The sequence below is a fragment of the Brevundimonas sp. genome (assembly GCF_044336875.1).
GTDB lineage: Bacteria > Pseudomonadota > Alphaproteobacteria > Caulobacterales > Caulobacteraceae > Brevundimonas.
In genome coordinates, this window is sequence record NZ_JBIIOP010000004.1 from 57,400 (window position 1) to 77,867 (window position 20,468).

17 protein-coding genes and 1 tRNA gene are annotated in these 20,468 nt (G+C 68.0%); 6 read left to right on the plus strand and 12 right to left on the minus strand.

Features of this window, described 5'->3' with window-relative positions:
* The first annotated feature begins 15 nt into the window (after positions 1 to 15).
* Both ACIQ1T_RS07265 and ACIQ1T_RS07270 read left to right on the plus strand, forming a co-directional pair.
* A complete protein-coding gene (locus tag ACIQ1T_RS07265) occupies positions 16 to 972 on the plus strand; it encodes an NrtR DNA-binding winged helix domain-containing protein (protein ID WP_395943864.1) in 957 nt (318 codons plus the stop codon).
* An 88-nt stretch (positions 973 to 1,060) separates the two neighbouring features.
* A tRNA-Ser gene (locus ACIQ1T_RS07270) sits at positions 1,061 to 1,150 on the plus strand.
* A 167-nt stretch (positions 1,151 to 1,317) separates the two neighbouring features.
* On the opposite strand, the gene ACIQ1T_RS07275 is transcribed toward ACIQ1T_RS07270, so the two are convergent.
* From ACIQ1T_RS07275 to ACIQ1T_RS07310, 8 genes are all read right to left on the minus strand, one after another.
* Entirely contained in the window at positions 1,318 to 3,144 is a 1,827-nt protein-coding gene (locus tag ACIQ1T_RS07275; RefSeq protein ID WP_395943865.1) for a Ca2+-dependent phosphoinositide-specific phospholipase C, read from the minus strand.
* A 43-nt stretch (positions 3,145 to 3,187) separates the two neighbouring features.
* Entirely contained in the window at positions 3,188 to 6,106 is a 2,919-nt protein-coding gene (locus ACIQ1T_RS07280; RefSeq protein ID WP_395943866.1) for a TonB-dependent receptor, read from the minus strand.
* Between the two features lie 167 nt (positions 6,107 to 6,273).
* Positions 6,274 to 7,272: a FecR family protein gene (locus ACIQ1T_RS07285; protein ID WP_395943867.1), complete on the minus strand. Its 999-nt coding sequence runs from the start codon at positions 7,270 to 7,272 to the stop codon at positions 6,274 to 6,276.
* Positions 7,273 to 7,446: 174 nt separating this feature from the next.
* Complete coding sequence (locus tag ACIQ1T_RS07290; RefSeq protein WP_395943868.1) at positions 7,447 to 7,860, minus strand: RNA polymerase sigma factor; 414 nt, start codon at positions 7,858 to 7,860, stop codon at positions 7,447 to 7,449.
* Between the two features lie 251 nt (positions 7,861 to 8,111).
* Positions 8,112 to 10,862: a TonB-dependent receptor gene (locus ACIQ1T_RS07295; protein ID WP_395943869.1), complete on the minus strand. Its 2,751-nt coding sequence runs from the start codon at positions 10,860 to 10,862 to the stop codon at positions 8,112 to 8,114.
* 175 nt (positions 10,863 to 11,037) lie between these two features.
* Positions 11,038 to 11,661, minus strand: a complete 624-nt coding sequence (locus tag ACIQ1T_RS07300) for a DUF1190 domain-containing protein (RefSeq protein WP_395943870.1) — start codon at positions 11,659 to 11,661, stop codon at positions 11,038 to 11,040.
* Between the two features lie 5 nt (positions 11,662 to 11,666).
* A complete protein-coding gene (locus tag ACIQ1T_RS07305) occupies positions 11,667 to 12,080 on the minus strand; it encodes a DUF350 domain-containing protein (protein ID WP_395943871.1) in 414 nt (137 codons plus the stop codon).
* A gap of 25 nt (positions 12,081 to 12,105) precedes the next feature.
* A complete protein-coding gene (locus ACIQ1T_RS07310) occupies positions 12,106 to 12,753 on the minus strand; it encodes a DUF2491 family protein (protein ID WP_395943872.1) in 648 nt (215 codons plus the stop codon).
* 138 nt (positions 12,754 to 12,891) lie between these two features.
* On the opposite strand from ACIQ1T_RS07310, the gene ACIQ1T_RS07315 reads away from it, so the two are divergent.
* The 3 genes from ACIQ1T_RS07315 to ACIQ1T_RS07325 are packed head-to-tail and all read left to right on the plus strand — an operon-like array spanning position 12,892 to position 15,515.
* Positions 12,892 to 13,590 (plus strand): YjfI family protein, encoded by a 699-nt coding sequence (locus tag ACIQ1T_RS07315; RefSeq protein ID WP_395943873.1) that lies wholly within the window; start codon positions 12,892 to 12,894, stop codon positions 13,588 to 13,590.
* Positions 13,591 to 13,605: 15 nt separating this feature from the next.
* The gene (locus ACIQ1T_RS07320) at positions 13,606 to 14,346 is read left to right on the plus strand and encodes a PspA/IM30 family protein (protein ID WP_395943874.1); all 741 of its coding nucleotides are present in this window, start codon (positions 13,606 to 13,608) and stop codon (positions 14,344 to 14,346) included.
* Positions 14,347 to 14,348: 2 nt separating this feature from the next.
* Positions 14,349 to 15,515, plus strand: coding sequence for a glutathionylspermidine synthase family protein (locus tag ACIQ1T_RS07325; RefSeq protein ID WP_395943875.1), 1,167 nt, complete (start codon positions 14,349 to 14,351; stop codon positions 15,513 to 15,515).
* Positions 15,516 to 15,586: 71 nt separating this feature from the next.
* Here ACIQ1T_RS07325 and ACIQ1T_RS07330 read toward each other — a convergent pair whose 3' ends face one another.
* From ACIQ1T_RS07330 to ACIQ1T_RS07345, 4 genes are all read right to left on the minus strand, one after another.
* Complete coding sequence (locus tag ACIQ1T_RS07330) at positions 15,587 to 17,473, minus strand: TRAP transporter large permease subunit (RefSeq protein WP_395943876.1); 1,887 nt, start codon at positions 17,471 to 17,473, stop codon at positions 15,587 to 15,589.
* A complete protein-coding gene (locus tag ACIQ1T_RS07335; RefSeq protein WP_395943877.1) occupies positions 17,470 to 18,480 on the minus strand; it encodes a TRAP transporter substrate-binding protein in 1,011 nt (336 codons plus the stop codon). Before ACIQ1T_RS07335 ends, ACIQ1T_RS07330 begins: the two co-directional genes overlap by 4 nt.
* Positions 18,481 to 18,577: 97 nt before the next feature.
* Complete coding sequence (locus tag ACIQ1T_RS07340) at positions 18,578 to 18,979, minus strand: PCC domain-containing protein (protein ID WP_395943878.1); 402 nt, start codon at positions 18,977 to 18,979, stop codon at positions 18,578 to 18,580.
* Positions 18,957 to 19,511 (minus strand): PCC domain-containing protein, encoded by a 555-nt coding sequence (locus ACIQ1T_RS07345; RefSeq protein ID WP_395943879.1) that lies wholly within the window; start codon positions 19,509 to 19,511, stop codon positions 18,957 to 18,959. The genes ACIQ1T_RS07340 and ACIQ1T_RS07345 overlap by 23 nt, the downstream gene beginning before the upstream one ends.
* Positions 19,512 to 19,706: 195 nt before the next feature.
* Between ACIQ1T_RS07345 and ACIQ1T_RS07350 the strand changes: the two genes are divergently transcribed.
* Positions 19,707 to 20,465, plus strand: a complete 759-nt coding sequence (locus ACIQ1T_RS07350; RefSeq protein WP_395943880.1) for an SDR family NAD(P)-dependent oxidoreductase — start codon at positions 19,707 to 19,709, stop codon at positions 20,463 to 20,465.
* The last annotated feature ends 3 nt before the right edge of the window (positions 20,466 to 20,468 follow it).

Below are 20,468 nucleotides of genomic sequence, written 5' to 3' on the forward strand. Positions count from 1 at the left end.
GCATACCGAACAGGCATGGCGGAACCAGCGGATCAGGGCGTGCGGATCGGACTTTCGGTCGTCGTCATGACGCTGAAGGATCGCCAGGCCGTCGTCCTGACCACCCGGGCCGAGGACGGCGCCCGCGCCCTGCCCTTCGGCCCGTTCGACCCGGCGCGCGACCGGACGTTCGAACGCGCCCTGCGCGATTTCGTCACCGACCAGACCGGATTCCGCCTGGGCTTCGTGGAACAGCTCTACACCTTCGGCGACGCCGGCCGCGCGTCGCCTCGCGCCGCCCCGGATCAGAGGCGCGACGTCTCGGTCGGCTATCTGGCCCTGACGCCCGACGCCGCCGAGGGCCAGACACACGACGCCCGCTGGGACGGGGTGTTCGACTTCTTCCCGTGGGAGGACCGGCGGGGCGGCGACCTTTCCCTGAACACCGGACCGAATGCGGCCCTGGTCGAGGGCCTGACCGCCTGGGCCGGCGATGACGACCGTCGCCGGGCCCGGGCCCGCGCCCTGTTCGCCCTGACGCCGGAGCACCGCTGGAACGAGGAGCGGGTCCTGGAACGCTATGAACTTCTCTACGAGGCGCGACTGGTCGCCGAGGTCTGGCGTGATGCGGGACAGACGCCGCCCGCCGGACAAGCCCCCCTTCCCGGCCTAGCCATGGGCTCGGATCACCGGCGCATCCTGGCGACCGGCCTGGGCCGGTTGCGCAGCAAGCTGAAATACCGCCCCGTCCTGTTCGACCTGACCCCGGGCGCCTTCACCCTGTCGGAACTCCAGGCCGCCGCCGAAGCGGTGTCGGGCCTGACCTTGCACAAGCAGAATTTCCGTCGCGGCGTCGAACGCACGGGCCTGGTCGAGCCCACGGGGCAGCTGTCGTCGGCCACCGGCGGGCGCCCCGCCGAACTGTTTCGATTCAAGGGCGTGGACCCTCAGACAGGGGCGGCGCCGGGCCTGTCCCTGCCCGCGCAAAGATAGCGTCCGATTTCTTTCACAGAGCGCTTGCGATACGGCGCGGCTGCCATTAGAGAAGCCGCTCGCTTCGACCGAGCGACCTGAGCACCGCGGAGAGGTGGCAGAGTGGTCGAATGTACCGCACTCGAAATGCGGCGTGCCTGGAAGGGTACCGTGGGTTCGAATCCCACCCTCTCCGCCACTCACCTCGTCTTCTCGAAATCGAGAGACGACGGGACGAGACCCCCCTGATCCAACACATTATTCGGCCGACATGACGCGGATGCGCATCCGCGTCGCGCCGCTCAAGCACGCCGCGCCGCGCGGGGCCCCGCCGGCCGGCTGACCGGCGGCGGGACCCCGCGTCTTTCAGCGGGCCACGCCGGCGCGGGCCAGAGCGGCCTGGACCTCGGCGCGGGCCGCCTCCATGTCGCGTCGGAAGGCGTCGGAGCGCTGTTCGGCGCCGTAGATGACCATGCCCGACTGGATGCCGGCCTCGACCGCGCTGTAGCTGTGCGAGCCGCAGATGTAGCGGCTTTCGGCGAATTCGCGGCCGCGCGCATAGAGGGCGTCGGCGCGCTGGGGCGCCAGTTCCGCCAGGATCATGGCCACATGGACGCCGTGCGCCGAATGTCCGGACGGATAGTCCGGATTGCCCGCGAGATGATCGGTCTTGGCTTCACAGATCGGCTGGTCACCGCCGAGATAGGGGCGTTTCGTGCCCCAGTGGGTCTTGGCGTCGCCGACCACCGACCGGTCGGCGCCCGACCGATCCAGCAGGGCCGTGAGGATCGGCGCGGTCTCGGGCGTCAGTCGGACGCCCAGGGCCTGGGCGAAATGGTGATAGGCGTCGCCGCTGACATCGTCCGTGGCCAGGGCCCAGCGCGGCGTGCCCTGCAGGGCGCGGGTCTGCTGGAAGACGCCGGCGTTGGCGATGTCGCGCGGCGAGCCCGGCTCGGGCGGCGGCGCCAGGACCGTGGTCAGATCAGGTCGCGCCCCGGCGGCGAGATAGCCGCGCGGCGAGGTCCCCTCGGTCAGATCGGCGGCCAGGCCGTTGCAGCGATCTTCGGTCCGCACCCGGCTGCAGACGGCGGCGTCCCCGCCCGTCAGCCGCACCGCATAGGTCGGAAAGCGCGGATCGGCCCACATATAGTCGGTCGAGACATACTGGGCGCCGCTGGCGAAGGCGGCGCTGCGGCGCGTCACGTCGGCGGCGCGGGCCTCGACCGTGTCGGCGTCGGCGCGGGTGCGGACGATGAAGCCGGCGCGGACCGCCGCCTGGATGCGGTCCTGCTGGCCCACCGGATCATTGAGGGTGAGATAGGCGGCGGCCGGACTGGCCTCGTCGGTGTTGACGAAGAAGACCCGGCCTTCCAGCGAGCGACGGCCTCCGCGATAGGCGGCGACCTTTTCCGGCCCCTCGTCCAGGGCGAAGAAGACCTTGCCCCGTGCGGCGCCCAGGCTGGGCCAGCCGCCGGCCAGCACGCCCTCGCGCAGGGTCGGGTGACGTCCCTGGACCTGATCGGGGGTGATCAGCCGGTCGGCGTCGAAGACCGCCCGCACCTCGGCGTCCAACGCGTCCCAGGCGGCGGCGTCGAAGTCCAGCGGCGCGACCCCGCCCGGCATTGAGGCGGCGCCGGTCTTGGCGTTCAGCATGATCAGGATCGGCGCATGGTCGGGGTGGGCGCGCGACCAGTCGCGGATTTCGGTCAGGCAGGCGACGAAGGTCAGGCAGGAACTGCGGAAGTCCACGTCGGGCATGTGCAGGGTCTTGAAGCCCGGCCGGGCCATGGCCTGGGCGAAGGCCGGGTCCGCCAGCGCCCCCTGGCCCGGCCGTCCCAGGGCGGACAGCGGATGCGCGTAGCGACCGCCCTGGGGATCGTTCAGGACGTCGATCTCGATCTGGCGCGCGCCGGCGTCCAACTGCTGGACCAGCGGCCGATGGGCGTAGTCCAGCCCGACCGCGCGCGGATTGACCGCGACCATGGCCGCCATCTCGACCGCAGGAATGGGCAGTTTGTAGCTGTTGTGGGTTCCGACCGCCGTCAGATCGTTCATGTGCAGCGTGCGATCCATCCAGACACGGGCGCAGGCGTCGCCGCCCGCCGCACGCACGTCTGCGGCCGCCGGGTCGCAAGGGGGTTCGGCGGTCGCCAGAGCGGATCCCGCCAGCAGGGCGGCTATCAGACTGAACATGAGAGACTCCTTGGGTCGTAGAGAAGGAAATGGCGCGTCGCGATCAGGGCAGACGCCAGCGGAAACCGACTGTCAGGCTGCGTCCGACACGGCCCAGCTGCAGCAGTCGGCGTGTGTCGTGCTCGTAGGCGAGGTCGGTCGTGTCGGTCAGGTTCGAGGCCGCGATCACCAGCTGCCCATTGGCGCCGACGTCGATCGTCGCCTGGGCGTCCAGATAGCCGGCCGCGCCGACGGTGAAGTCCGAAACGCCCCCGCCCTGCATGTCGGCCTCGGATCGGAAGGCGGATCGCCAGGACCAGGACAGGCCCGCCGAAACCGGCCCACGCTCGACGAAGGGGTTGATCGAATAGGCCAGGCGCGACACCCCGGCCAGGGGAGTGCGGCCGTCGGCCCCGTGGCCGTCGGTCAGGGTCGCGCTGGCCCACAGGCCGAAGCCTGACGGGAAGCGCCGGTGCAGCCCCAGCTCCACACCCTGACTGACCGCCCGCCCCAGATTGGCCGGGCGCGACATCAGGACCTCGGCCCGGACCAGGGGACCGGCGCGGGTCTCGAACACCAGGGTCTCGGGCGCGGCGACCAGGCCGATGAAGTCGTCGATCGACTTGTGGAAGACCGCGAGGCTGAGCGCGCCGCGGGGGAAGCTCCATTCATAGGAGGCGTCCAGATTGGTCGACACATAGGGCCGCAGCGCCGGATTGCCGCCGACGCCGCTGAACAGGGCGCCCGGCGACGGGTCGTCGATCTCGGCCTGGCCCCGGTCATAGATGGCCGAGACCAGGGAACTGGCCGGCGCCGTGGCCAGCCGCAGGTCCGCCAGCGACGGCCGCGTCAGCGTGCGCGAGGCGGCGAGCCTGAGCCGGCGATGATCGTCCAGGTCGAAGGCGATATTGGCGCTGGGCAACAGGCGCGTGTCCCACCCGGCATAGGCCACGTCGCGGATATCCGCCGCGCCTGCCGCATCGATCCCCAGCATGGCCCCGCGCACCGTCGTGCGGGTCCGCACCAGGCGCAGGCCGGCGTTGCCGAAGAAGGGCGCGGCGCCGACCGCCCCCTCGAAATCCACCCGGCCATAGACGGCCCCGACCCGTTCGCCGACCTCGTAGGAGTTCTGGCGGTCGGCGCCCGTCGGCGTCAGGTCGTCGGGCGTGACGCGAACCCCGTCGACCTCGCCCGGAATGACGAAGGCGGTCTGAAAGGCGTCGAAGTCCGCCACGATCCAGGCGCCCGGATGGCGGTCGATCAGAGGGTCGAAGACGCCGGCCGGAACCCACGCCCCATGGAAGGGGATGACGACGGCGCCGGGCCGCAGCTCGGCCTCGCGGTCGCGGCGCTGATAATCCCGCCCCCGGTCGCTGAACTGGGCGCCGAACCGCACCTCGAACATGCTCACCCCGCCGACGTCGACATCCAGTCCCCGTCTCAGGTCCACCAGGGCGGTCCGGTCGTCGTCGACCGAGTCGATGGCGCGGACGCCGAACCTCTGCAGTTCGATCGCCGACGGATCGCCGACGTCCAGATCGGTCTCCAGCAGGGTCGCAGTCCTGGTGGACGCGGCGTCGTGCTGGTCGAAGCGATAGGCGACCGGAAGGCGCGAGTGAAAGGAGATGCGCTGCAGCGGCGTGTCCAGGCGGGATCGGGCCCGGGAGATGCTGACGCGCGGCGTCGCGGTCCACAGGCCCAGGGCGAGATCCGCCCCCCCGGACACGACGAAATTCAGATGGTTCTGTTCGGAAAATTCCGTGTTGTTGTCCACCCTTCCGGCGGAGACCGTTCCGGCGGTCACGACGCCGTCCTGGACGCGGACGGTCGCGCCCGCGCCTTCGAGGCGGGGGCCCAGTCCATAGGCCAGCCGATCCTCGCGAATGGTGTTGTCGAAGGTGGAGACCAGGCTGTCGAACCGAAGGCGAACGGCCGGCGCCGCCTGCCATTCCCCGCCCAGAAACAGGCTTCGCCTCAGCCGATCCTCGCGCTCGACCGTTGTGCGCAGGTCGCCGGGGGCCAGGACCGTCCGCCCGTCGATCGTCACCGGCAGATAGCGGCCGGTCTGGAACCGGTCATAGACGACCGAGCGTCCCTCCTGCGACAGGCCGCCGACCAGGCCCCAGGCGCCGTCGTCCGCGACGACCCGCCCGGCGACGGACAGGTCCAGGCGCGGATCGCGCGCCCGCGCCTCCGTCGCCGCCCCGACCCGCAGGCTCAGGAAAGGATCGCCGTCCAGACCGCCGATGGTCTCGATATCGATATTGGAGCCGATGCCGCCCTCGATCAGGTCCGGCGTCGCCGACTTGGTCAGTTGCGCGCCCGCCAGCAGGTCCGCCGACAGGGCGCGGAACCGGAATTGGCGGCCGCTCTGGGTCGAGTTTCGGATGTTCTCGTTGAAGGCCACAGGGGCGCCGTTCAGCGTCACCGACTGGAACAGCGGCCCCAGTCCGCGCACGCTGACGAACTGCCCCTCGCCCACCTCCCGCTCGATCGCGACGCCGGGCACGCGCTGCAGCGCCTCGGCCAGATTGGCGGCGGGCAGTTCGCCGATGCGGGTGGAGGAGGCGCTGTCGGAGATGACGTCCGCCTCGCGCTTGCGCCGCAGCGACTCCTCGATCTGTTCCGACAGCCGCCCGATCACGACGATCGATTCCAGCTCTGCGGGGTCCGCCGCAGTCTCCGCGACCGCCGCGGGTCGGGCCTCGGCCCAGACGCGGACGCCCCGCGCGCCGACAAACCGGTAGCTGAGGCCGGTGTCCTCAAGCATACGGGCGACCGCCGCGCGCCAGGACATCCGCCCCTGGACGGCGTGGCTTCGCGCCATACGCCCCGGCGGGGTGACGAAGGCGACCTCGCAGCCCGCCGCGACGCACAGATCGACCAGGGCCCGGCGCGCATCCTGCGCGGGAATGTCGAAGCTCTGGGCGCCGTCCTGGACCTGGGCCTGGGCCTGGACCGGCAGACACCAGCCGGCGGCCATCAGCGACGCGACGACGGCGACAGCAATGCTCCGCCGCGCACCAGGCGGCAGCGATGGAGCGGACGGGGTCAAGCGTGCCGGGCCTTGCGACAAGAGGGCGAACAATCGGAGACCGCCCCTTAGCGCGCCGGCGTGACAGCTCTACGATGGGCGTCCGTCGGCGCGGATCAGCCCGCACGGACCAGGGCGCGCCCGTCCGCCGTCCGCTCCACCGAGATCGGCAGCAGGGCCTGCATCCGCTCGAGCAGGGGGGCCTCGCCGGTCAGCGGCAGGACCGCCGTCACACGCACCCTGCCCAGCGCCGGGTCAGCCAGCACCATCGGCGTGTCGACATAGCGGCCGACCTCGTCCAGCACCTGCGCCAGGGAGGCGTCGTGGAAGACCAGACGACGCTCGCGCCAGGCCGCATCAGCCTCGACGTCCGCGCGCGACAGGACCAGCCGCTCGGCGCCGGGCGTGAAGACGGCGCGATGGCCGGGAGTCAGCGCGACCGCCTGTTCGACGGCGCGCGACCGAGCGGCGTCGTGGCGGCCGATGACCACACGGCCCTCCAGCAGGGAGACCTCCGCCCGGTCGCGGCGCAGGGCCGTGACGAACCGCGTGCCGGTCACGATCACCTGACGATCGGCGACAGAGACCTGGAAGGGGCGGTCAGAATTGTGCGCGACGTCGAAATAGGCCGCGCCCCGGAGCAGGGTCACGCGGCGGACGTCCCGGGCGAAGGCCACCTGGATCGACGAATCCGCATCCAGGGTGACGCGCGAGCCGTCTTCCAGTGCGACATCGACGATCCGCCCCGGCGCGCTGGCGTACAGACGCGGCGCGACGCCGACGTGGTGCGCCTTCAGTCCGGGCCAGACCACCACGGCCGTGACGGCGGCGGCGGTCGCCAGACCGCCGGCGATCAGCACGCGACGCCCGGCGTCCGATGGACGCCGCCCCCGCAACCGCGCCAGGTCGCCGTGGAAGGCGCCCGCCAGGGGCGCCAGGCCCGCCAGTCCGAGCTTGGCGGCCTCATACTGACGCAGATGGTCGTCGTCCTGTTCCAGCCACTCAAGAAAGGCGGCCTGGTCGCGCGCGCCGACGCGCGGCCGACGCAGGCGCGCAAGCCAGGCTTCGGCCGTCTGCGGCCGGCGGTCGAACAGGGCGGTCAGCCGCTGGATCATGCGCGAACGAAACTCTCTGGTGCGTGACGACAGGCGGTGGGCCCGGCGCCTTCACCCTTCACAACGACACGCGCGTGAGACACCTCAGTCATCCCGGGAATTCTTCAGCTGACGGAGGGCTTCCGCTATGTGTTTTTCGACCATGCTGACCGAGACGCCCAGGCGTACGGCGATCTAGCGATAGGTCTGGTCCTCGAACCGGTGCAACAGGAAGGCGTCGCGGGTGCGCGCCGGAAGCCCCCGGATGACGGCGGCGGCGGCGGCCAGGTTCTGGCGGCCGATCAGATGCTGGTCGGCGCTCGGCGCCTCGGCGGCGACGGCGCGCGGGCCGGCGTCCAGGGCATGGATGTCGTCCACGCCGCGCACGCCCTTGCGACCGGCGGACTTCCAGCGGTCCGTCTGAAGATTGCGGGCGATGACGAACAGCAGAGGCCGGGCGTCGGCGCCTGTCAGGTCATGACCGGCGCGATGGAAGCGCACGAAGGCTTCCTGGACCACATCCTCGGCGTCCTCGACCGACTGCCCCTTTCTCTGGAGATAGCCGATCAGGTCGCGACGCAGTTCGGCGACGAGGCGGTCAAGCGCCATGGGCGCCCCCTCCCCGCGCAATGCGGGCGCCGGACGCGCGAAGACGTCCCCTCCATTGGAGGGGACGTCGCGCCAGGTCGGACTCTCGGGGATCAAGAGGCCGGCCCAAGGTCGAGATCGAAACGACGGCCATGATCGCGCATCCGGGACACACGTCTCCCGTCGCCGCCCCCGTCGCCGGCTGGCCAGCGGAGGGCGGCCGACCTGGATCGACCGCCCCCCTCAACATGGCATGGCGTCCGGTAAATGGATCAGAACTCCATCCGCAGACCCAGGGACACTCGGCGTCCGGACTTCTCGTTCATGGTCGGGAAGGACGGATCCATCGTGTAGCCGGTGGTCGCTTCGTCGGTGACGTTGATGCCTTCCAGGCTGATCTGGGCGCGGTCGCTGAGGTTGTAGCTGAGCGACAGGTCGACCTGGCCATAGCCGTCGCGGGTGATCGGGTACATTTCGTAGCCGATGCCTTCGACGTAGGCGTCCTTGTAGTTATACGAGACGCGCCCCTGGAAGCGGGCGTTCTCGTAGAACAGGGTGACGTTGTAGGTGTTGTCGGCCAGACCGATGGGCGGGGTCGGGATGCCCAGGGCCGACGAGCCGGTCAGCGAGCTGTCCAGCATCGTATAGTTGGCGTTGACGCCGAAGCCTTCCAACGGCGCATAAAAGACGCCGAAGGGCACGATGGCGACCAGTTCCACACCGTTGACGTCGTAGGACCCCGGCTCGTTGATCGGGCTGTAGACGTCGAAGTCGTAAATCCCGTTGACCGAGCCGTTGGCGTTATAGACGGTGACGTCCGGCACCGTGCCCGTCAGGGCCTGGCGAACGACGCCCTCGATGGTCTTCGAGAAGTAGGACACCGCCAGCAGACCGCCTTCCGGCAGATATTTCTCCAGACCCAATTCCCACTGTTTGGCGTAGGTCGGCTTCAGGTTCGGATTGCCGTCCGTGAAGCGGAACGAGCTCCAGCTGGCCGTGCGCTTGTAGGCCAGATCGGTCAGGCCTGGACGGATCAGGGTTTCCGAGGCCGCGCCGCGGAAGACGATGCTGTCGGTCAGGTCGGCGGTGAAGTTCAGGCTGGGCAGCAACTTGTCATAGCTGCCGTCGCTGGACACCGGATCCGGCGTATAGGCGGTGCCGCCGGTCGGGGTCTGGACCTGGTGGAAGCCCGACGAGGTGATCGAGGTATCGACGTAGCGAACGCCGCCGTTCACCGCGACCGGCACCGCACCGATGTCGAAGTCCAGATTGGCCATGGCGTAGGCCGAGGCGACCTGTTCGGACACTTCGTAATACTGGCCCGGATCGAACGGGGTGGAGAAGCCCGCATAACGGAAGGTGCGGCGGGCGTAGTCGTTCGACACCTGGCTCCAGGTGATGTCACGGATGCTGTAGCCGCCGCCGGGGACCAGGTCGCCGATCGACGTCAGTTCGCTCTGCGACATCGGTCGGCCGATGTAGTTGGTCAGACCGGCCCCAGACCCCTGGATGTTCAGCGCGCCGTACTGGCGCTCCTTGGACTTGTCCGTGTAGCGGGCGCCGACCTGGACACTGGTCAGGGCCGGGAAGAAGTCCAGGCTGAAGTCCTTGGTGAAGTCGAGCTGGGCGACATATTTGTCGTCCTGGATCTTCTCGAAGGAGGTCTCGTAGGCCTCGAACAGATAGCGGTCGAACGACGAATACATGTCGAAACCGCCGGAGTTGGCGCTCTGGATCGTCTCGCCGCCATCGGCCGTCCAGCGGGTGCGCGAGGGCGCATAGGCGACGTGCTTCAGATTGGCGTAGTCCAGCGTCTTCTCGGCGCCGGAATAGCCGGCCAGGCCGTGCAGCTTCCAGTCCGCGCCGCGCCAGTTCATCTCGGCGCCGAACTGGGCGTAGTCGGTCTCGTTGATATATTCCTTGCTCAGCATTTCGTGCTGGGTCGCGGTGTAGGAGACGTCGCGCAGCACGATCAGGCCCTGGTCGGCCAGGGTGGTGTCGTCGTATTCGTGGATGGTTTCCAGGGTCGAGCGGCTGGAGGCCGAATAGGCCGCCGCATCATACTCGTCCTCGTTGGTGTCGAACCCGCCCAGCATGGCGTCGAACGACAGGTCGAAGTTGGCCGAGGGCTTGTACTGCAGGGCCAGGGTGGCGCCCCACTGGTCCTGGACATTCATGTAGGCGCGGTCGCCGACCTTGTCCTGGAAGACGATCCGGTCGGTGACGGCCTTGTCGTTGGGAACCGGCACAACCACGCCGGCGTCACGCGCCAGCACGGCGACAGCCTGGGCGCCGCGACCGCTGCCCATGGTCGTGAAGCGGGTGACCGGACGGAAGTTAATGCCCGAGTTGGAGTCGGTGCGGTTGCTGCGACGCGCGGTCGAGAACGAAGCCAGCGCGCCCCAATCGCCCCAGGTGTTGGAGGCCAGGAAGGAAATCTTCGGATCGACCTCTTCCGAGATCGAATTGTAGGCGCCCTCGACCGAGCCGACCAGCTTGTGGCCGCTATAGTCGAACGGACGGGCGGTCGAGATATTGACCGTGCCGGCGATGCCGCCCTCTTCGTCCGAGGCGCGCGGCGACTTCTGCACCGTCACCTGCTGGATGATTTCCGAAGCGAAGATGTCGAACTGGACGTCGCGCCCGCCCGAGCCCGAGGCGGTGGCCAGATTGTTTATGGTGACGAAGGTGTAGTCGGTCGGCAGGCCGCGCACGCTGACACGGCTGCCGATGCCGCGGTTGCGCTCGATGGTCACACCGGGGATGCGCTGCAGGGCTTCCGCCAGATTCTGTTCCGGGAAGTTGGCGACGTCGGTGGCGACGATCGAGTCCGAGAAGCCGACCGTGTCGCGCTTGATGTCCACGGCCTGTTGCAGGCTGCGGCGATAGGTGCCGGTGACGACCACTTCGTCGACGACGGTCGCCTGGTCGGCGACGGTCGTATCGGCCGATTGCGCGAAGGCTGCAAACGGCGTTGCGGCCAGCATGGCGAAGGCGGTGGTGCCCAGAATTCGGTTCTTCATTTGGTAGCCCCCAGTGAGTTCTAGGCGCTTCAACGACCCGGGTTCAGGCCCCCTCAACGTGTGACAGTCCTTTTCATTCAAACTTCACGGCGTTGTCGCGTTCGACCTCCCGCCCATGAAAAAACGGCCCGCCGGAAAGCCGGCGGGCCGCTGTCTTGCGTCATCCTGGCGGGCGTCAGCCGCCGTAACTGCGTCCGCCGCCGCCGAACCCGCCGCGCGAGACGACCGTGGTGCGGCTCTGCACCCGCGTCGGGGCCTGGCGGACCACGTCGCCGTGTTCGCGGGCGTTGGTGACGGTGCGGCCGGTGCGGTAGTCGCGATAGGTGTAGCCGCCGCCGTAGCCGTTCGAATAGCGATCCTCTCGGTCGCGATACAGCGGACCGCCGCCACGATAGCCGCCGCCGTTCAGCAGTTGGCCGACGACGAAACCGGCCAGCAACGGGGTGAAGAAGGAGCCGTTGCCGCCCTGGTTGTTGGGCTGACACTGGGAAGGCCCCCACTGCCCCTCGCACTCCTCGCGCGTGGCGTAGCGGGGCGCGGTCTTGGCCGCCTCCTCCTGGGCCTTGGCCAGGGCCGCGTCACACTGGTCGTCAGGGATGTCATTGGCGGCGCGGCACTCATCCAGGGTCGCATAGGCCAGGGCGGGTTCCGGCTCGGGCTGAGGCGCCTGGACCTGGGGCGAACCGCAGGCGGCCAGCGAAAAGCTGGCCGTAGCCATCAGGCTGCTGACGTGCAGGACGCGCGAGCGCTTCAGCCGGCGCATGGTGGTGGTCTGGGGCAGGTCTTTGGGATCGGTCATGGCGGTCACGACGTCATGCAGGCGGCGTTCAGCAGGCCGACGCAGATGGATATGGAGGCCAGATAGACGGCGGCGGCGATCTCGCCCGCCTCGATGCGGACGACCAGGTTGCGGAAGGCCAGGCGGCTGATGGTGACGAAGACCACAATCTGGATGATCCCGGCCAGCAGGGCCCAGGCGGCGAATTCGGCCAGGCTGACCGTGTGCGACAGGGCCGAGGCCAGGGGCAGGACATAGCCGATCAGGGCGCCGCCGAGCGCAATGGCGGCGGCGGTGTTGCCTTCGCGGATCAGCGTATGCTCGTGATACGGCGTGACCCACTGATAGATCAGCTTGAACGCCAGGGTGAAGGCGCCGGCGACGGCGAAGGCGATCAGGAAGGCGATCGCCCCCTGCTGAAATACGAACCAGTCGAACATTAGTCTTGCCCCTCGATGTGCGCGCTCAGGCGCGGAACTCGGCCATTTCCAGCGGAATGCCGATCATGATCTCGTGTGTCGTCTCGCCGCCCTCGGGCTGCTGCTCCAGGGCGATCATCAGTTCCCGTCCGTCCGCCAGCTCGCGCGCATACAACATGCAGGTCTGGAAGATCTTCGCATAAGGCTCGGTCGCGGCGCGGTCGTCCCAGATGGTCTCCCACAGGGTCACCGGCGGCTGGATCGCGTCGCTCTCGGCGAACCAGAAGCGCGGATAGTCGGGCAGTTCCTCGGCGGCGCCGTGGAAGACCGGGGCCGACAGACGGTCGCGCCAGATGCGGCGCTCGCGCTCGCCCGGCGGATAGGCCGAGGTCCAGGGGATGAACAGGCTGAAGTCGTAGCTTTCCAGCCCCGCCTCGTCGTCGCTCATGGCCTGAAGCATGACGTGGTCGTCGGTGTAGAAGCGGTGGACGAACTGTCCCCCGTCCAGACTGACCAGACCCTGGGCCGAAATGTCCAGAACGTCGCGATCCAAGGTGAAATGGGTCTCGTCGCCCAGTCGTCGCCAGGCCAGCGGGTCCAGCGACACGGTGCGGCCCACGGTGATGTTGCGCACCGTCGCCAGCCGGTTGGCGGGGGCGGTTTTGTCCGGCGATCCGAAAAGCTTCTTGAACATGGACGACTATCTAGGCCTGACGCACGCCGAGGGCGAGCAGGCAAAGGCGATGCGACCGAATGATGCGGTTCATGGGGCGAAGTTCCATCCTATCTTGCCTCAAGTCAAGCATACATGTTACGCGTTTCATGTAACGCCATGCCAAACCGCGCCCCGCCCTCCTCCGCCACCGCAAACGACCGTATCCGGGCGTGGCGACAGGCGCGTCGCGAGGCCGGCCTGGTCAAGCTGGAGCTGTGGGTGCCCGAGGCTGCGCGCGAGGACGTGAAGGCCGCCGTCCACGCCATCGTCACAGACTCCACGCGCGCCCCCCCCCTTGTTGGGCGAAGCCTTGCCGGACGGCCGCGCCGCCCCACTTCCGATTCCTTCACCCCTGGAGACGACCATCAGATGGACGCCGTGATCGAAACCCCCTGGACCGTGCCCGCCATCAAGGCGGCGCTGGACGAGTCCGCCTTGACCCGCGACGGGGAGATGACCCTGCGCGTGCTGGAAGGCGCCGAGCCGGTGCTGCTGGCCACCATGCACGAATACGGCGACCTGCCGGTCTATCTGAGCGTCGGCAGCGCCCAGATCGTCTGTTCGGTCCTGCTGTGGCCCGTGTCGGAACAGACCGACCGTCACGCCTTCAACGAATTCCTGCTGAAGGCGCAGCGCGTGGTGCCGCTGTCGAACTTCGCCATCACCAACGTCGGCGGCGAAGACGTGTATGAACTGATGGGCGAACTGTCCTGCAAGACGACGCTGCAGACCATCCTCATCGAACTGCGCACCCTGGCCGAGAATGCGATCGACGCCACCGAACTGCGTGAAACCTTCGGCGCCGACGCCGCCTGATCCGGAAGCCAGACCATGTCCATGCTCAGAAAACTCTCCGCGCTGTTCCGCGGCTCGGCCCATGACGCGGCCCAGGGCGTCGTCGACGCCAATGCGCTGAAGATCCTCGACCAGGAAATCCGCGACGCCGACAACGCCCAGGGCAAGGCCCGCGACGACCTGGCCGGCCTGGTGGCGCGCCGCCGCATGGCCGAAAACGAAATGGCCAGTTTCCGCGACCAGATCGCCAAATACGAAAGCTCGGCCCGCAGCGCCCTGGGCCAGGGCAAGACCGACCTGGCCCGCGAGGTCGCCAGCCGCATCGCCGAACTGGAGGTCGAGATCACCAGCCGCGGCCCGCTGATCGAGGACATGAAGACGGCCGAGACGCGCCTGCGCACGGCCATCGCCTCGACCGACCAGAAGATCGAGACGCTCCGTCGCGAGATCGACATCGTCAAGGTCAACGACTCCGTCCAGCGCGCCCAGACCTCGGTGGCCCTGAACTCGGCCGGTGCCCAGTCGCGCATCGGCTCGGCCGCCGACAGCCTGCAGCGCATCAAGCAGCGCCAGGCCATTCAGGAAGAAAAACTGAATGCGAGTCAGGCCCTGGAAGACCGCCGCACCGGCGCCGATCTGGACGCCAAGCTGCGCGAGGCCGGCATCCTGCCCGGCCATTCGTCGGCCGACGACGTCCTGACCCGCCTGAGCCAGCCGGAGGTGACCGTGGTCACGCCGCGCATCGGCCAGTCTACGCCCGATAAAGACCCGGCCTGACCATGGAGCGTCTGCGCTTCGATCCCCGCACCGACTGGGACGCCAAGGCCGAGGAACTCGGCTTCACCTGGCGCCATACCGACGGCAAACCCTATTGGGACGAGACGGCGACCTACGCCTTCTCTCTGGCCGAGATCGAGGACGGGATCGAGGCGCCGACGGCCGAACTGCACGGTCTGTGCCTGGAACTGGTCAACGAGGCCATCCAGTCCGAGCGGCTGATGGAGCAGCTCGATATTCCGGAGCCGATGCGGGACTATGTGGCCGACAGCTGGAAGCGGGGCGATCCGTCCCTCTATGGCCGGTTCGACTTCGCCTATGACGGTCAGGGCCCGGCCAAGCTGTACGAATACAACGCCGACACCCCGACCAGCATCTATGAGACGGCGGTGTTCCAGTGGCTGTGGCTGGAAGACCAGATCAAGGCCGGCGCCCTGCCCGCCAACGCCGACCAGTTCAACAGCCTGCACGAGAAGCTGGTCGACCGCTTCCGCGCCATCTTCCCGAACGGCGGCTTCGTCCATTTCGCCTCGGACGCCGACTTCGTCGAGGATCGCCAGACGGTGCGCTTCCTGGAGGACCTGGCCCAGCAGGCCGGGCTGGAGCCCCAGTTCGTCGCCATCGACCAGATCGGCCTGAACGCCGACGGCCGGTTCGTCGACCACGAGAACTGGATCATCCAGGCGATGTTCAAGCTGTATCCGTGGGAGCAGATGCTGCGCGACGAATACGCCGCCCCCCTGCCCACCGCCGAGGTCACCGTTCTGGAACCGGCCTGGAAGAGCATCCTGTCCAACAAGGCCATCCTGCCCCTGCTGTGGGAGCGGCACAAAGGCCATCCCAATCTGCTGGAATCCTATTTCGAGGGCGATCCGGCGGAGGCGGCGCTGGGCGCCTCCTATGTCCGCAAGCCCCTGTTCTCGCGCGAGGGCGACAATGTCGAACTGATCGACCAGGGGCTGAGCACGGCCGAGGTCGTCGACGGCGGCTATGGCGAGGGTCGCTACATCCGTCAGGCCCTCTGCAATCCCCCCCTGTTCGACGGCAATCACGTCATCGTCGGATCCTGGGTGGTCGGGACCGAACCGGCGGGCATCAGTCTGCGCGAAGATACAGGCCGGATCACCCGCAACACCTCGCGCTTCGTACCGCACTTCATCCGCGACTGACCCCTCCGAAACGCAACGCGCCCCGCCTTCGAAAAGGACGGGGCGCGCGCTTCGGGGAGAAGAGGTGCGGCCTACTTGCTGGGCAGGAAGCCGGTCGAGATCCACGGGAAGGCCGCGACCACGATCAGGCCGACGATCAGGGCGCCCATATAGGGCCAGATCTTCTTCAGCCCGGCGTCCGGGTTCACATTGCCGATGGCGCAGGCCGAATAGTAGCCGACGCCGAAGGGCGGCGAGAACAGACCGATGCCCATCGCCAGGATCACGACCATCGCATAGTGGACGTCGTTGATCTCCAGCCCGCGCGCCACCGGGAACAGCAGCGGCCCGAACAGGACGATGGCGGGGATGCCCTCCAGGATCGAGCCCAGGATGATGAACATCACGATGGACACGACCATGAAGCCGAAGACGCCGAACGGGACGTTGGACATCATCTCCACCAGATCGCGCGAGAAGCCCGAGGTGGTCAGCGACCAGGCCATGGCCGAGGCCGCGCCGATGATCAGCAGGATGGCGCCCGACAGGGCCGCCGTGTCCGACAGCATCTTGGGCAGGCGTTTCACGTCGAACTTGCGGTAGAAGATGATCCCCACGACGACGCCGTAGGCGATGGCCAGGGTCGAGACCTCGGTCGCGGTCGCCACGCCTTCCGCCACGAAGAAGCGGATGGCCACAGGCAGCAGCAGGGCCGGCAGGGCGATCAGGAAGGCCTTGCCGATCATCTTGCCGGTCGGACGCTTGACCTGGCTCATGTCCTCCTTGCGGGCGCGGAACCAGGCGATGACGCACAGGGCCAGGGCCATGACCACGGCCGGCAGCAGGCCGCCGACGAACAGGGCCTTGATCGACACCCCGACCACCGAACCGATGGCGATCAGGACGATGGACGGCGGGATCGTCTCGGACATGGCGCCCGAGGCCGACAGCAGCGAGACCATCTCGCCCTCGTCGGCGCCGCGCTTGCGCATTTCCGGAAACAGGATCGGGGCGACGGCGGCCATGTCGGCCGCCTTGGCGCCCGAGATGCCCGAGACCAGATACATGGCGCCCAGCAGCACATAGTTCAGGCCGCCGCGGACATGGGCCAGCAGAGAGGCCAGGAAGCTGACCATGGCGGTGGCCAGGCCGGTCATCTCGATCAAGGCGCCCAGGAAGACGAACAGCGGCACGGCCAGCAGGATCAGCGAGCTCATCCCCTCGTCCATGCGGCTGGTCATGACCAGGAGCGGGGCGTCGGTCATGGTCAGCAGATAGGCCGCCGTGGCGATGCCGAAGGCGAAGGCGATGGGCACGCCCAGAACCACGCCGCCCAGCAGGATGACGATGAAGAACAGGATCAGGCTGGTGTGACCCATCTCCTGCAGCACCGGCGCGCCCAGCCACAGCAGGCCGGCGACGACCGCGAAGGCGGCCACGACCATGCCGATGTCGCGCATATTGTGCTTCAGCAACTGGATGATCGAGACGATCAGCATCAGGCCCAGCCCCACCGGAATGGCCGAGGCGCGCACGCCCAGCGACCAGCCCAGCGCCGGGGTCGAGATCATCGACTCCTCATAGGCGTATTCGATGGCGTGGGGCATCAACAGGATCAGCAGCAGGGCCGGGCCGGCGACCGCCAGGGTCTGCAGGAAGGCCTTCATCCTGGGCGGCACGCGCGACACGATGGTCGTCAGACGCATGTGCTGACTGCGCTGCAGCGCCAGGACGGAGCCCAGCATCCCCAGCCACAGGAACAGGATGCCCGACAGTTCGTCGGCCCAGACGATGGGATTGTGCAGGAAGAAGCGGAAGATCACGCTGGTCAGCAGCAGCACGATCTCGGTCAGGACGATGATGGCCGCCGGCACTTCGACGATGCGCTGCAGGATGCGCTCCAGCGGCGTGTAACGCGGGGCCTCGACAGGGACGACGCCCTCGATCAGGCCGTCTTCGGGAATGGTCGTCGTGCTCATGCCAGGCCTCCCACGGCGTTTTCGAGCGTGCGCCAGGCTTGGTCGCCCAGTCGTTCCTTCCATTGGGCGTAGAAGCCGACGTCACGCAGGGCCTGACGGAAGACGCCGGTCTCCGGCGTGTTCAGCGTCATGCCTTCGGCCTGCATCTTGGCCGGCAGGGTCTCGGCCAGGACGGCGAGGTCGGCGCGCTGCAGATCGGCCGCGTTCGAGAATTCGAGCTGGACCAGGTCGCGCAGGTCGCCCGGCAGCTTCTCCAGGGCCTCCTGGTTCTGCAGCAGCCAGAAACCGTCCCACATGTGATTGGTCAGGGCGCAGTAGCGCTGAACCTCGTAAAGCTTGCCGGTGTCGACCACCGCCAGCGGGTTTTCCTGGCCCTCGACCACATGGGTCTGAAGGGCCGAATAGACCTCGTTGAAATTGATCGAGGTGGGCGAGGATCCGAACGAGCGGAACATCGAGGTCCACAGGGCGCCCAGAGGCACGCGGATCTTCATCTCGCGCAGGTCGGCGGGCGAATTGATCTGGCGGGTGCTGGTGGTGATCTGGCGGAAGCCGCTCTCGAACACCTTGGGCGTGGTGATCAGGTGGTGATCGGCCAGGCCCTTCTTGATGACATCGCCCAGGTCGCCGTCCATGGCGCCGAACAGCTGCTGGCGGTCGGTGAAGGCGAAGCCGATGCCGCTCAGCGCCGTCACCGGCACCAGGATCGACATGATCAGGCCCGAGATCGACAGCATCTGGATCGCGCCGGCGCGGACCTGGGCCAGGGTGTCGGCGTCCGAGCCCAGCTGGCTGGACGGATAGACCTCGATCAGGAGGCGATGGTTCGACTGTTGATAGACACGGTCAGCCGCCTCCTTCATCCGCGCGCTCAGCGGGTGGGTGATGGGCAGATTGGTCGCTAGGCGCCAGACGATTTCCGCGTCAGGCCCCTTGCCGCAGGCCGCCAGGGCGGCGGGCGCGACGAGCCCTCCGGCCAGCAGCATGCGGCGATTGAGATTCATCATGGCCTCTTCCTGTCCTTTCCTCGACGACTCGGCTCTTGGCGGCCGGTTCGTCCGTTCTAGGCGCTCGGCAATGTCCGGGCGCGACTATTGATTGATGTCAGGCGGCGGCGCGCCCGGCGCCTTCGACGACTTCCTCGATCACGATCTCGGCCGTGACGCAGACCAGATTGCGGCCCGCCACGAAACGACCGGCCCAGACGGCGCCGCTGGTCTCGCCGACCACGCCCGAGACGCCGGCCGAAACCGCGTCGTCCGCCAGGGCGATCTCGCCCGACAGGGTCAGGATCTCGACCGCCGGCCCCTTCAGCACCTTGGGCTCGCCCGAGGCGGTCTCGATGACCGCGTCGTTCAGGCTGCCCAGACCGCTGCGGACCAGGGCGCGTTCGAAGCCCAGTTCGGCGGCCGCCTGCTGCAGACCCTCGACCAGGTCCTGATTCGGCCCCAGGCGCACCGTGGCGAGACGGCCGGTGCGAATGTCAGTGATGTCCGACGGGTTCATGATGCGACTCGGATACTGGGAAGAAGGTGGAAAAGCGGGTTTCCGGATCCGCGGCCTGGCGGAAGCCAGAGCCGGTCATCAGATGGACGCGGACGCCGCCGGGGCCGGCGACGCATTGTTCCACGTTCAGATGGCCGCCGTGACCGCGACCTTGGTCGTCGGCCAGGGCGCCGTGCAGATGCAACAGCGGCTTGCCCGAAAGGGACGGTCCGAACGACCCCGAGGCGGCGACCACGGCGGCCCCGCCCTCGATCTGGATGGGGGCGCCGTATTCGACGGCGCGGGGACTGTCGTCGCGCGGCTTGGCGACGTGATAGAAGGCCTGATCGAGACGTCCGCCGATCAGCCTGAACCCGCCGGCGACTTCGCCCAGGGCGGCGAACAGCCGTTCCACGCCGACCTGGATCGTCTCACCCTCATGGATGGAGCCCAGGGACTGGCGGGAGTGTTCGCCAACGGCGGTCAGGACGCGGCCGAAGCGCGAGGCGCCCGGGTGGACGACGCGGCGGGTCTCGATCAGCGGCGCGCTCAACGCACCGCTCCAATGGGAATAAGCCTAAGTCGATCGGCCAAATCAAAATCTCCCTTTGGGTCCATATATTGGACCACTTGTTTCTATATTGCCATTATTAGCAGCACGATTAAGACACGCAAGCCGATAACATTAGGAAATATTGGCGCACTCACAGTCCATATAATGGACCAATAAGCATTCAAGGGATGAATCATGGTTGGACGTCTGAATAATCGCGTCGTGCTTGTGACCGGCGGCCTGTCGGGCATCGGCGCGGCGGCGTGCGAGAAGCTGGCGGCCGAGGGCGCCGTGGTGATCGCCGGCGACCTGTCGACGGACGTGACCGAACTGGGCGATTCCGCCATAGCCCCGCTGAAGCTGGACGTTTCGGACGCCGCCTCGGTCCAGGCGGCCATCGACGCCATCGTGGCCAGGCACGGCCGGCTGGACGGGCTGGTGAACAGCGCCGGCATCGCGCGGGAACAACCCTTCCTAGAAACCCCTGTCGACGCCTTCGACAAGATCATCGCCGTCAATCTGCGCGGCAGCTTCCTGATCGGTCAGGCGGCGGCCAAGGCGATGAAGGCGACCGGCGGCGGCTCCATCGTCAATATCGCCAGCGTGTCCGGTATTCTGGGCAATTCGGGCCGCAGCGCCTATGGCGCCTCCAAAGGCGGGGTCATCACCCTGTCGAAGGTGATGGCGGTCGATCTGGCCCAGTTCGGCATTCGTGTGAACGTGATCGCGCCCGGCCCGGTCGAGACCCCGTTGGTGGCCCAGGTCCACTCGGCCGAGACCCGCGAGGAATGGGGCCGGCGCGTGCCCATGAAACGCTATGGTTCGCCCGAGGAAATGGCCGGGGCCGCCGTCTTCCTGCTGTCCGACGAGGCCAGCTATGTCACCGGCCATGTCCTGACGGTGGACGGGGGCTTCGTGGCCCAGGGCCTGGCCGCCCCCATCGCGGCGGAATAGGGT